We start from the raw sequence: 14,038 nt of genomic DNA on the forward strand, positions 1-14,038 counted from the left end.
ATTACAAAACAAAAAAAAGACTGATATATCTTAAAATATCAGTCTTAAGTCTTAGTTTTTTATTTGACGATTAATTTATCTAAGCTAGCAAATGATAATGCCATTGTAGCAATTTCACTTAATTGTTTTAATCTATTGTTTCTAACAGCAACATCTTCCACCATAACCATTGTATTTTCGAAATAGTTTTCGATTAATGGGTTCAATGATTTTAAGGCTTCAAAGTTTTCTGAAAGAGTTAAGGTTTTAGAATTTTCTTTAATCGTATTAAACGCTTTGTTTAATTCTTTTTCAGCATCATTTTCAAATAATTCTTCATTGATAGTAATATTCGTAACATCTAGTTTTTGAGCTAAATTAATAACACGTGTTAAAGATTCAACTGTTGGTTTGAAGTCAAGTGTTTTAGCACTACTTCTCAAAATTTCAGCAATTTCAAACATATTGTTTAAATCTGTTTGCTCACTCTCAACAACAGCTTCAATAATATCATGACGAACATCTTTACCGTTGAACCATTGTTTCATTCTAGCTTTTAAGAATGTGTCAATTGCTCCCTTAGTTTCTTCTAAGTGTAAACCAAAGAGTGCCTCGTTTTCGTTGATTAACTTCTCAATTTCTTGATGAAGAACACCCACTGGGAAGTGCCAGTCTTTATTTTCAATGATACGGATGATTCCGTAAGCTTGACGTCTTAAAGCATATGGATCATTTGAACCTTTTGGCGTTAAACCAACAGAGAAGAATGTCATTAATGTATCTAATTTATCAGCAATAGCTAGAACAGCTCCAACATTACTTTCAGGCAAAGCTCCTTCACTTGATTTTGGTAAATAATGCTCACGAATCGCTAATGCGACTTCAGGAGTTTTACCTTGTAATAAGGCGTATTTTTCACCAATAACTCCTTGTAATTCAGGGAATTCATCCACCATTAATGTGACTAAATCAAACTTGTAAATTTCACTAGCTTCTTCTAATTGTTCTTTTTCACTATCTGATAAACCAACATGAGTAGCAATAACTTGAGCAATCGCTTGAACACGTTGCATTTTCTCATAAATTGAACCAATTTTTTCATGGAATGTTACATGTTTTAATTTTTCCACATAATCTTGAATAGATACTTTTACATCTTCTTGATAGAAGAATTCAGCATCTTCTAAACGAGCTTTTAGAACTTTAGCATTTCCTTTTGCTACATTTTCAATGTATTTATCATTTCCATTTCTAACACCAATAAAGTGGTTTAGTAATGCTTCATCTTTAGATAAAACTTCAAAATAACGTTGATGTTCTTTCATTGAAGTGATTAAGATTTCTGATGGAACATTTAAATATTGCTCTTCGAAATCTCCGATAAAGGCAGTAGGATACTCAACTAAGTTGTTTACTTCTTCAAGAAGTTTTTCGTCAATTGGAATAATCCAATTATTTTTAGCTTCAATTTCTTTAATTTGAGAAACAATTAAATTTTTTCTAGTTTCAGCATTGGCAATCACAAATTGTTTGTTTAAATCTTCTTCATAACTAGTTGAAGAAGTGATTTCTGTGTCTTGACCTAAGAAACGATGTCCGCGACTAGTGCGTCCACTCTCTACATCAAATAATGACATTGGGATAACTTCATCATCAAGTAAAGCTACTAACCAATGAACAGGACGAATAAATTTATAAGAATAATCTGCCCAGTGCATAGATACTGGGAATGTTAAACTTTTAACCACATCAGGTAAATCAACTAAAACATCTTTAGCAGATTTACCTTCAATAAATTTATTAACATAAACGTAATCTTCTCCGTTAAAGTCTTGGAAAAATAAATCCTCAACTGAAGCTTGTTGTCCACGAGCAAATCCAATAGCTGCTTTACTCCACTCACCATCTTCAGTTTGAGCAATTCTCTTAGCTGGACCTTTTGCTACTTCTTCAATATTGTCTTGTTTTTCAACTAAGTCATTAATACGAATCGCTAATCTTCGAGGTGTTGAAAATGACTCAATACTTGAAAAGCTTAATCGATTTTCAGTTAAAAAGTTAGTCACTTTTTCTACTAATTGTTTCATAGTTGGGGTTACAATATGTGCTGGTACTTCTTCTAATCCGATTTCCATTAAAAATTGTTTTGTCATCTTATTTTTCCTCCTCTAATTGCTTTAATAGAGGGAAACCTAATTTTTCTCTCTCTTCTACAAATGTTTTAGCAATCTCACGTGCCATGTTTCTAATACGAGCAAGGTAACCAGCTCGTTCTGTTACCGAAACAGCTCCACGAGCATCTAACAGGTTAAATGTATGGCTACATTTTAAAACATAGTCATAAGCAGGATGTACTAATTTTCTCTCAATACAAATTTTTGCTTCTTTTTCATATGTATTAAATAACTCAAGTAACATGTCTTGGTTACTTACTTCAAAAGAATAAACTGAATGTTCAAACTCAGGCTGAATAAAAATTTCACCATATTTCACGCCTTCTGTCCACTCTAAATCATAAACACTTTCTACTTCTTGAATGTATGAAGCAAGACGTTCAATTCCATAAGTAATTTCAGATGTAACAGGTTTACATTCTAATCCACCAACTTGTTGGAAGTAAGTAAATTGAGTGATTTCCATCCCATCTAACCAAACTTCCCAACCAAGACCAGCACAACCCATTGATGGATTCTCCCAGTTGTCTTCTACAAAACGAATATCGTGTTGTAGAGGATCAATACCTAACAACTTCAAGCTTTCTAAATATAATTCTTGAATATTAAGAGGTGATGGTTTCATCACTACTTGAAATTGGTGATGTTGGTATAAACGGTTTGGATTGTCTCCGTAACGACCATCAGCTGGTCTTCTTGAAGGTTCTACGTATGCTGCGTTCCACGGTTCTGGACCAATTGCTCTTAAGAAAGTATAAGGGCTCATTGTTCCAGCACCTTTTTCAGTATCGTAAGATTGCATTAGCATACAACCTTGATCTGCCCAATATTGTTGCAAAGTTCTAATCATTTCTTGTACAGTTAATTTGTGACTCATATTTTTTCCTCCTTTAAAAGTATACAAAAAGTCCCTATGCTTGATGTGACTCAAACATAGGGACGACAATTATCGCGGTTCCACCCTACTTCCAGTTAATAACTGGCAGCTTCATTGGTTACTCCAGAATGCCTTCGAAAAATAAGGTTATCCTTGGCTTCCACTGTCCCAAGTTCGCTAAAATAACTAATTAGATTTCTTTTTTTCTTTCAACGTAAATATTTATTTGTAGGTTTATATTAAGCCTAGAATGTTAATTTGTCAATCCTTTGATGATGAATCATCTTTTTTTAAGACATTTTCCCAGCTTTTCATATCATCGATAAACTTTTTACTTTTTAGAAAAATACCAACATATTCGCTATAAATCTCATCTAAAATAAAGCGAATCATGTCTTTTGTTTCTTTCTTTAAAGTAATTTCGTTAATTTGTTTGTAACTGATTTGCGAGAATAAACGAATAAAATGCATGCCAACAGCATCAAAATGAGAGCGTCGTTCATCTAAATGCCAATGTTTTTCGCATAGAATTCCATGATTAGCAAAGGAATAATCGAATTTCCCATGAGTTTCACCACAAATACAACATCTTTTCCAATTAATTGAAATACCAAAACGCTCTAATAATTGGACTTCAAAAATATTAGTAATAATTTCAGGATCAATTTTTTGATTAAGTAAAGTGATCGCTTCAAGAGTAAAACCATAAAGAGCTGGATCATACGTGCCATCTTCTATGGCCACATCTACAAGATTTAAAATATAGGTGGCATAAGCTGAAATAAAAATATCTTTCTGAATTTCATCAAACATTTTTATTTCCTTTACTCCGTTTAAAAAAGAAAGACCTTCCTCTTTAATATCTGCAATATATAAGGATTTAGTGAATGGCTGTAGTGCTGGTGTTAAAGGATTATTTTTACGGTTAGCTCCTTTAACAAAAAACATCTTCTTACCGTAAGTCTCTGTAAATATTTTAACCAGTTTATCTTTTTCGCGATAATTTTTAGAAAAAATTACCATTCCTTGAACTTCTTCTTGATGTCTCAAGAGCCAACCTCCTTTTTTACAAAATAAAATGGCAGACTATTTAGTAAAAGAACTTAATAGCCATACCATCATTATTAATAATCCATTTCTTTGTAGCCAAAGTTTTGTAAATCTTTGTTTTTGTCGCGCCAGTTCTTTTGAACTTTCACCCATAATTCTAAATATACTTTATTTCCTAAAAGATTTTCAATATCTTTACGGCTCTTAATACCGATATTTTTCAGCATTTTACCGCCCTTACCGATGATAATCCCTTTTTGACTATCACGCTCAACAACAATTGTTGCCTGAATATGAACTTTATCAAATTCATCACGTTTCATACTTTCAGTAATAACGGCGATTGAATGGGGAACTTCTTGTTCGGTCATATGTAATATTTTTTCTCTAATTAATTCAGAAACAATAAAGTACTCAGGATGGTCAGTTACTTGATCATCTGGGTAAAATTGTGGACCTTCTGGTAAGTCACTTGTTAACGTTGATAAAAGTGTATCCACATTGTTTCCTTCTGTAGCAGAGATAGGAACAATTTCTTTAAATTCTAATTCTTTACGGTAGTCATCAATAATAGGTAATAATTGATCTGGATGAATGGTATCAATTTTATTAATCACTAAATAAATAGGTGCTTTTGCATTTTTTAGGCGCTCAATAATAAAGTCATCCCCACGTCCACGAGGTTGGTCCGCACTGACCATAAATAGAATGGCGTCAACTTCACGTAAAGCGCTATAAGCTGTTTCCACCATAAAGTCTCCTAATTTAGTTTTAGGTTTATGGATTCCAGGAGTATCAATAAAAACGATTTGTTCGTTATCAGTTGTGTAAACTCCTTGAATTTTATTTCTTGTTGTTTGAGCTTTGTCACTCATAATAGCTATTTTTTGAGCAACAACACGGTTAAGTAATGTTGACTTCCCAACATTTGGTCGGCCAATAATGGCTACAAAACCTGATTTAAATCCTTCTTTAAACATATATATTTTCTCCTCTAGGCAACAATTAATTGCCAAATTTTTGGTATAAAGATGATAGCACCTATTAAAAGGGCTAATAAAGCAGCTAGAAGTACGGAACTTGCTGCCATGTCTTTAACCTTTTTTGCTATTTCATGATACTGATGATTAGTCACTAAATCAACTAAATTTTCAAAAGAAGTATTAATTATTTCAGTAATGAGAACTAGAAAAATAGAAACTAAAATAAATAGCCATTCTATAGCACTTATTTTTAGTACAAAAGAAACAATAATCGCTAACACACTAAAAGAAACATGAAAAGCCATGTTTCTTTCTTCTTGTATAACTGTTTTTACTCCCATTAAAGCATGGAATAAAGACTCTAAAAAGCGTTTGTTTTTACTGGTATTCTTATCTTTTAAGTCCATAGTCATCTAATATCTTTCTTTGTAGGTCAAACATTTCTTTTTCATCTTCTTCATTCATATGATCGTATCCATTTAAATGTAAAAAGCCATGGACAACTAAAAAGCCTAACTCTCTTTCAAAAGAATGATTAAAATCTGCAGCTTGCTCTGCTATTTTTTCTACAGAAACAAAAATATCACCAATGTTTCTTGGAATATCAAAATCCCCCATCATAATAGGAAACTCATCTTCTCCCTCGTCCTCAATAGCAAAACTAATGACATCAGTAGGAGCATCTTTTTCTCTGTACTCTTTGTTTATTTCATGAATTTCTTTGTTATCCACAAAAACAACTGACATCTCAGTGTCTTCTGATAGCTCTAAGCTATCGTCTTTTGAAGCAAACTCAATAATCTCTAATGTTAGGTTTACTTGTTCTTCTGTTAAAGATTCAGTTTTATCTAAAAATGTAATATCCATTTTTAAAGTTTTCTTCCTTCCTGCTCTTGCTTCATTTTTTCTGCTTCGGATTTCATTTTCGGATATTTAATACGCGAATGGAACGTACTACATAATCCATCAACAATTGATTTTTCAATAATCGCGATTTCCTTTAAGGTTAAACCTGTATCTACTAATTGTCCATCTTCAAGTCTTGAGCGAATTAAATTATGGACAAATTCAGCAATTTTTTCATTTGTCGGATGTCCCATAGCACGAACAGCAGCTTCTGCACTATCGGCAATATTAATAACTCCAGCTTCTTTAGATTGAGGTTTTGGACCTGGATATCTAAAACTATCTTCCACTGTATCTGAATTTCTTTCTTGTTCTTTTACGTAGAAATATTTCATTAAAGTAGTTCCGTGGTGTTGCTGGCAAACATCAATAACAAATTGAGGCATATCAGCTTCTTCTAACATCTTAACACCCTCAGTCACATGGCCAAAAATAATTTCTTTACTATCTGATGGTAATAAGAAATTATGTGGATTTTCTGCTCCATCTGGTAAATTTTCTACGAAAAAGTTAGCATGTTTAATTTTACCAATATCATGATAGTAACAAGCTACTCTTGTTAAAAGTGAACGTCCACCAATCGCAGCTACAGCATTAGCACTAAGACTTGCGACCATCATACTATGATGATAGGTTCCAGGAGCTTCTTCTAATAATTTTTTAAGTAAGGGTTGGTTTGGATTACTTAGTTCATTTAAAATAATCACACTATCATCATTTATCATTAATTCAATGTAGGGATACAACCCAATTGATAAGATAAATGAGAAAATACCACTAGCAGAAGCGACGAAAAGACTCGTTAATGTTTTACTATCGCCAAAATCTAAACCTTGATAAGCCGTTAATATGCCAATAAAAAGAATTGGGACAATAATTAATAATAAAAAGGCTGATTTTAATTGTGATTCTAAACGTTTTTTAACTAAGAAAGTTGCAATACACCCACTAAAAGCATAAAAGAGTGTAATTACAAGTAAGTTAGTTGTTCCTGCTAAGTTATAGAAAATAAAGATAGAGAAAATGGCTTGGAACATTGCTGATAAAAGTCCCCACTTTCGGCTCATAAACATGGTTAAAACTACAGGAATAAAAGCAGATGGGAATAATAATGCAACATTTCCTAAACTATCTTTTTGGAAAAGATACAACATCTTCATAAAGATAACTGCTGCCATAATAGTCAACGTATAGAAAGTGATACTTTTAACGGCACTGAAATCTTCGCCTTGAGTCTTAGTAATATAAACCACTAAAATAAGTTGTAAAATTAAAGTGACAATTAAAGCTAGCATTGGGAAAACTGAGGTTGATTGATTTGTCAAACCAAGAATTTCAATTTTATCCATTGCTTTTTGTTCGATTTGTTCACCCTCACGAACGATAATCTCACCTTGATAAATCATCACTGGTTGAACATTTTGCTTAGCATTTTGTTTCAACTGTTCAGTTGCTTTTTCATTAAGAACCTCATTAACAACAATACTTTTATCAATTACTGTATTAATAGCACTTCGCATGCCAGATGTAATATTTGTATACTGTAGTTCTTCTTTTGCTGATTGTTTTTCAACTTGAAGGTTTGAGTTTCTGATTTTTTTATTCATTATAGACTCTACTATAGAAATACTCTCGTCTTTTATTCTTGATAAATCACTCGCCTCATAATTAAACAAGTTCTCATAAAAGGAGTCTGGATAAGATTGAAAATAGGCTAAACTATTTTGATTTAACTTTTCAAATTGAGATTTTAACATAGGTAAGCGTTCTTCTGGAGATAAGACACTAACTGATTTCTTATCTTTTGCTGCATTTAATTTATCATTATAAATTTTATCTGCTTCAGCGTTTACTTTTTCTACCATTTCAAAAAGGGAAGAAACAAGTTCTACTTGAGTTTTAGCTTTACTTGCGTCATAACTATACTCTGGGATAACACTTTCCATGGCAATTTTTTGTTTCTCTTCTGTTTCATTTTTGTTTTCAATTGTTTTATTAGCACGGACTGTTTCCTCTGCTAATTGTCCAACCTTATAAACTTTTTGTTTTTGAGCGACACTACTTCTCATAACAACAAATAAAATTAATGACATTACTATTAATAAAATAGGAATGTACTTCTTCTCTAATAATTCAGGAATCTTTTTTATGTCTAATTTCATGTCTGCCCTCCTTATTTCTCAATTTGTAAATTAGTTTTTACTATAAGCGTTAATGATATCTGCTACAACAGGATGTCTCACTACGTCTGTTACAGAAAACTCAACAAATTTTATTTTTTGGATGTCTCTTAAAATTGAATTGGCATGGACTAATCCTGACTCAACTCCGCGAGGTAAGTCAATCTGACTCTGATCTCCATTAATGACCATTTTTGAGCGATTACCTAAACGAGTTAAGAACATTTTCATTTGAGATTTAGTTGTATTTTGTGCTTCATCTAAGATAACAAAACATTCTTCTAAAGTTCTCCCTCTCATATAAGCTAAGGGTGCTATTTCGATCACACCACGTTCCATTAATCGGTTCGTATGATCCATTCCTAAAATCATGTATAGGGCGTCGTAAATCGGTCTTAGGTAAGGATTTACTTTTTCTTGTAAGTCACCAGGTAAGAAGCCTAAGCTCTCTCCTGCTTCTACTGCTGGTCTTGTTAAAATTATTTTTTCAACTTCACCATTTTTTAGAGCTGCAACTGCTAAACAAACAGCTAGGAAAGTTTTCCCTGTTCCAGCTGGTCCCATTCCAAAAACAACATCGTTTTTCTTAATCGCTTCAACATAAGTTTTTTGACCTAAATTTTTCGGTCTAATAGGATTACCTTTAGCATCTTTAATAATTGTTTTTTCATATAAAGATAAAAATTTATCTAATTCACCTTTTTTTGCCATTTGAACACTTGTTACAACATCTGTTGTACTAATTTTATGGCCTCTTGAAGTCAATTTTTGTAAGTTTTTTAAAATCTCACGAGCGTAGTTAACAAAAAGCTCCTCTCCGCTAATGCGAACAAACTCGCCTCTACTTGTAATATTTAAATTTAAATAATCTTCAAGTAACTTAATATTTTTATCATGGGCTCCAAAAATTTCATTTACATCCACTTGTTCATCTAATCTAATATCAATTGAATATTCATCTACAGTTGCCAAATAAATTACAGCTCCTTTAATTATCTATCACTCATAAATAATACCATAAATATCGAATATGAAAAAGAAAAGTAAAAAAATAAGCATCAAGTGTAGAAAACTACACTTAATGCTTATTAGATAATAATTAGAATTTTTTACGCTTTCTTGCAGCTTCAGACTTTTTCTTACGTTTCACACTTGGTTTTTCGTAATACTCACGTTTACGGTACTCTTGTAAAGTACCAGTTTTTGAAACGGAACGTTTAAAGCGACGAAGAGCGTCATCTAATGATTCGTTTTTACGAACAACAGTTTTTGACATATAATTCCCTCCCTCCAAACTTTTGGTAACCGTTTTTCATATATAGTAATAAACAAAAAACCGTTCTTTAATATTATAACCAAACACGTTTTTTCAGTCAACTATGAGTTTCACTTTTTTGAACATTTATTACATTTTCCTAATATTTCGAATCGATGACTCTCCATTTCAAAATCAGGTAGTTGTTCTTTAAAGAAGTCCATGGGACACATATTAATCTCCCTAGTTGCTCCGCAGCTGGTACAAATAAAGTGATGATGGTGATGGGTATGGCATTCTGTTACATCACAATGAAATCTAAATTTCTTTTCTCCCATCAATTCAGTTTCTTCCAGTAAACCCATTGAAGTAAAATCTCTTAAATTTCTGTAAATGGTGTCATAGCTAATACCTTGATGTTTTTCATTCATAAAGTCAAATACCTCGATAGCGCCGATATATCTGTTTTCTTGAATTAAAAACATGAGAATTTCTTCCCTTTTCTTTGTGTATTTATAACCATTATCTTTAATTATCTCAATAGCACTTGCTAGTTGTTCTTTCACAGATTTCACCTCACTTACTGATTCCACTGTCTCTATTATATGCTATAATAACCTATAAGTAAAAAGATTAAGAAGGGAAATAAAGGAATGAATAAAAAAATCCATATGTATATTCTTTCAGATTCAGCTGGCGAGACAGCTTCAAAGCTTGCTCAAGCAACTATGGCTCAGTATGATCAATCTGATTTAGAAATCCAATTAATCAAACGAACGTTTATCTATGAAAAAAGTGATTTATTAGATGCTTTAAAAGAAGCAAAAGAATTAGAAGCTATTGTTTTACAGACTCTTATCTCAGAAGAATTAGTAAAAATTTCAAATGAGTACTGTCAAAAACATAATTTATTTACAATTGATGCTTTGTCTCCTTTAGTAAATGAAGTTAACAGACGAACTGATATTGAACCTTCAAGAGTTCCAGGAGCCCTACATTTTCTTAATGAAAACTATTTTGAAAGAATTAATGCAATGGAGTTTGCCGTTAAATATGATGATGGTAAAGACCCACGAGGCTTTTTAGAAGCTGATATTCTTTTATTAGGTGTTTCAAGAACTTCAAAAACACCTCTTAGTTTATTTTTAGCTAACAAAAACTTAAAAGTAGCAAACTTACCTTTAATACCTGAAGCTCATATTCCACCTCAAATTTGGGAAGTTGACCCTAAAAAAATTGTCGGTTTAACAAATGATCCTAAAATTTTAAATGCGATTCGAGAAGAAAGAATGCGTTCTTATGGCTTAAGACCAAATACAGCTTACTCAGATATTGAAAAAATTCGGGAAGAATTAAAATTTGCAGACGATTTATATAAAAAAATTGGTTGTTTAATTATTAACGTGGCTCAAAAATCAATTGAAGAAACAGCTTCGATTATTTTAAGTGAATTAGGTCTTGAAGATCATAGTTATTTTAGATAAAAAAGATTGGCTAGAGCTAGCCAATCTTTTTTATTTAATTTTAATTGTATATGACGATTTAAAAATGTCACTTGGAGTAATTCGGTTAATACCTAATTTATCTTCTATTTTACCAGTAGCATCTAATGTATCAGCAATTCCGTTCCACGGTTCGATACAAACAAATGGAGCTTCAGTTGGATAGGTTGTCCAAATGCCAACATAAGGTAAGTCTGTATAAGATAAAGAAACGCAATGGTCTGTTTTATCAGAAAGAATGGAAAAGCTATTCTCACCTTTTGTTTCTAAAATAAAAGCATCATTTACAAAAAACTCACGATTTAGTTGAATTGATGTATTTGTTTGAGCTAACGTTTTTTCTTTCAGATTTACATAAGGTCCATCAAGCGGTAATAGAAATCTTGATTTTGAAGGAGCGAAATGTAAATAATAATCTTCAAACGTTGTGTCTTGTGTAAGTGGTGTGTTAAAGGCTGGGTGTCCGCCAATACTAAAGAACATTTCATTAGATGTAGTTGTTACTTCATAAGCCACTGTTAAATCTTGCTCTATTAAGCTATAACTAATTTTAAGTTCAAATTCAAAAGGATATTTTTTAAGTGTCTCTTCATTACTTTTTAATGAAAAAGTCGCTTGGTTATCTTCTTTTGAAATAAGTTCAAAGACCATATCACGAGCAAAACCATGTTGTCCCATCTCATAATTTTTACCATTATAAGAATATTGATTGTCTTTTAATTTACCAACAAATGGAAATAAGACAGGTGCGTGTCTTCCCCAATATTTTGGGTCTCCTTGCCAAATATATTCTAAATTATCTTCTTTTAGTAGAAAACTAGATAACTCAGCACCATGGTGATTAATTGTTACTTGACATAAGTCATTTTCTAAAAAAGTTTTCATTTCAAATCCTCCGTTATATCAGTGTCTCTTTATCTAGTCCTTCTTTGAATAGAGGATTAGTAATTTTAATATACGTTCCCTTCATTCCAAGTGAACGAGTTTCAATAATGCCTGCTGATTCTAACTTTCTTAAAGCATTCACAATAACAGAACGAGTAATCCCGATTTCGTCTGCAATAGTTGAGGCGGTTAATCTACCTTCTTCTCCACTTAATTCTTCAAAGATTGCTTTAACAGCTTTTAATTCACTATATGATAAAGTACCAATAGCCATTTTTACATTAGATGTATTGCGAATGTTTTTTTCAATTTCACTAGATTGTTGATATAAAATTTGCATACCAACTACAGTGGCACTGTATTCAGCTAAAATTAAATCCTCTGTTATAAAGGGTAGTTCTAAGCGACCTAAAACAATTGTTCCAATACGCTCTCCTGCTCCAAAAATAGGAACGATTGTCGTGTATGTATTTAATTCAGGTGATTGTTCTCTAAGTTCTACTGGAAAAACAGTCATCTCATCATCAAGACCAATGTTATCCATTGTTTTATCAACAAGAGATAAACGTCTGATATAACTTTTAGGGAATTTTTGATTTTTAATCATATCGTTGATACGTTCATTATGAAAATCATGGTGCACTAAATAACCTAAAACAGTTCCCTCTTTATTAATAATATACGCATTACAATCTAGTACATCACCTAAAATATCAGCCATTTGATTATATGGCAATTCAGACGACAAACTTAATGTATTTTCCCTTTGCAATAATTCATTAATCATTCTTGTTTTTCTAAGTAACGTGTCCATACTTAACTCCTCCTTGAGTAAAACGACTATTACAGAATGTAACGACTTAAATCTTCATCTTTAACAATGTGATCTAATTTTTCATTAACATAACTTTCTGTGATGGTGATTTCTCCCATTTGCATGTCAGGAGATTCAAATAATAAATCTTCTAAAAGTTTTTCAAGTATTGTGTGTAAGCGTCTTGCTCCAATATTATCTGTTTCACTATTTACTTCAAAAGCAATTTCAGCGATTTTTTCAATAGCTTCTTTAGTGAAGGTTACTGAAATATTTTCAGTTCCTAATAAAGCGATATATTGTTTAACTAGAGCATTATCTGGTTCAGTTAGAATTTTAACAAAGTCTTCTGCTGTTAAATCATCTAATTCAACACGAATTGGGAAACGACCTTGTAATTCTGGAATTAAATCACTTGGTTTACTTAAATGGAAAGCACCTGATGCGATAAATAAAATATGTTCTGTTGAAACTGTTCCATATTTGGTATTAACAAGTGAGCCTTCAACAATTGGTAAAATATCTCGTTGCACACCTTCTCGAGAAACTTGTCCTGAATTTTCTGATTTTGAAGTTATTTTATCAAACTCATCAATAAAGATAATGCCATGATTTTGTGCTAAAGAAATAGCTTCACTATGAATGTCTGCATCATTGACTAATTTTTCTGATTCTTCATTAACTAAAATTTCACGTGCTTCAGCAACAGTCACTGTTCTCTTCACTTTTTTCTTAGGTGTTAGAGAGTTAAGTGTGTCAGATAAATCAATTCCCATTTGTTCTAGTCCGTTATTCATGCTTGGTGCTGATTTTTTTTCTTCCACTTCAATTGTAATTTCTCTATTTTCTAATAAGCCTTTTTCAAGTTGTGATTGAACTGTTTCACGACTCACACGAATTGAATCATTAATCTCTTCTTTTTCTTCTTCTTGATTATTTTGCAAACCATTCATCATTTGCATCATCATATCAAGTTGAGATGTTTGTTGTTTTTTCTCTTTTTTTATACCCGGCACTAGTAATTTAACTAAACGATCTTCAGCTTTTTTAAGTGCTTGAGAATAAACACGGCTATATTGTTCCTTTTTAACAATTCCAATACTAGCTTCAACTAAGTCACGAACCATGGATTCAACGTCACGACCTACGTAACCTACCTCAGTAAACTTAGTAGCTTCAACTTTAACAAAAGGTGCGTTAACTATTTTTGCTAATCGACGTGCGATTTCAGTTTTACCAACCCCAGTTGGACCTATCATTAATAGGTTTTTTGGTGTAATTTCTTGTTGCATATCTTCATCAAGTTGCATACGGCGGTATCTATTTCTTAATGCTACTGATACGGATTTTTTTGCAGTTTGTTGACCAATAATATATTTATCTAATTCGCTAACAATTTCTCTAGGTGTTTTTTGATTAGTTGTCATTTTTCT

At 31.9% G+C, this 14,038-nt stretch carries 14 protein-coding genes; 1 reads left to right on the forward strand and 13 read right to left on the reverse strand.

What is annotated here, in order from left to right; all coding sequences use genetic code 11:
* Window positions 1-59: 59 nt before the first annotated feature.
* The 10 genes from glyS to DFR54_RS00300 form a co-directional block, all read right to left on the reverse strand.
* The gene (gene glyS / locus DFR54_RS00255; protein ID WP_114288415.1) at window positions 60-2,132 is read right to left on the reverse strand and encodes a glycine--tRNA ligase subunit beta; all 2,073 of its coding nucleotides are present in this window, start codon (window positions 2,130-2,132) and stop codon (window positions 60-62) included.
* A 1-nt stretch (window position 2,133) separates the two neighbouring features.
* On the reverse strand, window positions 2,134-3,030 hold the full coding sequence (glyQ, locus tag DFR54_RS00260) for a glycine--tRNA ligase subunit alpha (protein ID WP_114288416.1): 897 nt from the start codon (window positions 3,028-3,030) through the stop codon (window positions 2,134-2,136).
* Between the two features lie 261 nt (window positions 3,031-3,291).
* Window positions 3,292-4,053 (reverse strand): DNA repair protein RecO, encoded by a 762-nt coding sequence (recO, locus tag DFR54_RS00265; RefSeq protein ID WP_114288643.1) that lies wholly within the window; start codon window positions 4,051-4,053, stop codon window positions 3,292-3,294.
* A 101-nt stretch (window positions 4,054-4,154) separates the two neighbouring features.
* Entirely contained in the window at window positions 4,155-5,060 is a 906-nt protein-coding gene (era, locus tag DFR54_RS00270) for a GTPase Era (protein WP_086343123.1), read from the reverse strand.
* Between the two features lie 14 nt (window positions 5,061-5,074).
* Window positions 5,075-5,476 carry a diacylglycerol kinase family protein gene (locus DFR54_RS00275; RefSeq protein WP_114288417.1) on the reverse strand — a complete coding sequence of 134 codons (402 nt, stop codon included), beginning with the start codon at window positions 5,474-5,476 and terminating at the stop codon, window positions 5,075-5,077.
* Complete coding sequence (gene ybeY, locus DFR54_RS00280; RefSeq protein ID WP_114288418.1) at window positions 5,454-5,930, reverse strand: rRNA maturation RNase YbeY; 477 nt, start codon at window positions 5,928-5,930, stop codon at window positions 5,454-5,456. Before ybeY ends, DFR54_RS00275 begins: the two co-directional genes overlap by 23 nt.
* Before the next feature lie 2 nt (window positions 5,931-5,932).
* The gene (locus DFR54_RS00285) at window positions 5,933-8,131 is read right to left on the reverse strand and encodes an HD family phosphohydrolase (protein WP_114288419.1); all 2,199 of its coding nucleotides are present in this window, start codon (window positions 8,129-8,131) and stop codon (window positions 5,933-5,935) included.
* Window positions 8,132-8,161: 30 nt separating this feature from the next.
* Window positions 8,162-9,121, reverse strand: a complete 960-nt coding sequence (locus DFR54_RS00290; protein WP_114288420.1) for a PhoH family protein — start codon at window positions 9,119-9,121, stop codon at window positions 8,162-8,164.
* A gap of 127 nt (window positions 9,122-9,248) precedes the next feature.
* The gene (gene rpsU / locus DFR54_RS00295) at window positions 9,249-9,425 is read right to left on the reverse strand and encodes a 30S ribosomal protein S21 (RefSeq protein WP_086343118.1); all 177 of its coding nucleotides are present in this window, start codon (window positions 9,423-9,425) and stop codon (window positions 9,249-9,251) included.
* Between the two features lie 110 nt (window positions 9,426-9,535).
* Complete coding sequence (locus DFR54_RS00300; RefSeq protein WP_114288421.1) at window positions 9,536-9,970, reverse strand: Fur family transcriptional regulator; 435 nt, start codon at window positions 9,968-9,970, stop codon at window positions 9,536-9,538.
* 87 nt (window positions 9,971-10,057) lie between these two features.
* On the opposite strand from DFR54_RS00300, the gene DFR54_RS00305 reads away from it, so the two are divergent.
* Window positions 10,058-10,888 (forward strand): pyruvate, water dikinase regulatory protein, encoded by an 831-nt coding sequence (locus DFR54_RS00305; protein ID WP_114288422.1) that lies wholly within the window; start codon window positions 10,058-10,060, stop codon window positions 10,886-10,888.
* A 30-nt stretch (window positions 10,889-10,918) separates the two neighbouring features.
* On the opposite strand, the gene DFR54_RS00310 is transcribed toward DFR54_RS00305, so the two are convergent.
* The 3 genes from DFR54_RS00310 to hslU are packed head-to-tail and all read right to left on the reverse strand — an operon-like array spanning window position 10,919 to window position 14,032.
* Complete coding sequence (locus DFR54_RS00310; RefSeq protein ID WP_114288423.1) at window positions 10,919-11,791, reverse strand: aldose 1-epimerase family protein; 873 nt, start codon at window positions 11,789-11,791, stop codon at window positions 10,919-10,921.
* 13 nt (window positions 11,792-11,804) lie between these two features.
* The gene (gene codY, locus DFR54_RS00315) at window positions 11,805-12,605 is read right to left on the reverse strand and encodes a GTP-sensing pleiotropic transcriptional regulator CodY (RefSeq protein WP_114288424.1); all 801 of its coding nucleotides are present in this window, start codon (window positions 12,603-12,605) and stop codon (window positions 11,805-11,807) included.
* Window positions 12,606-12,634: 29 nt separating this feature from the next.
* Complete coding sequence (gene hslU, locus DFR54_RS00320) at window positions 12,635-14,032, reverse strand: ATP-dependent protease ATPase subunit HslU (protein WP_086343113.1); 1,398 nt, start codon at window positions 14,030-14,032, stop codon at window positions 12,635-12,637.
* Between the last annotated feature and the right edge of the window lie 6 nt (window positions 14,033-14,038).

Origin of the sequence: Vagococcus fluvialis, assembly GCF_003337315.1 — a bacterium.
Classification (GTDB): Bacteria; Bacillota; Bacilli; order Lactobacillales; family Vagococcaceae; genus Vagococcus; species Vagococcus fluvialis.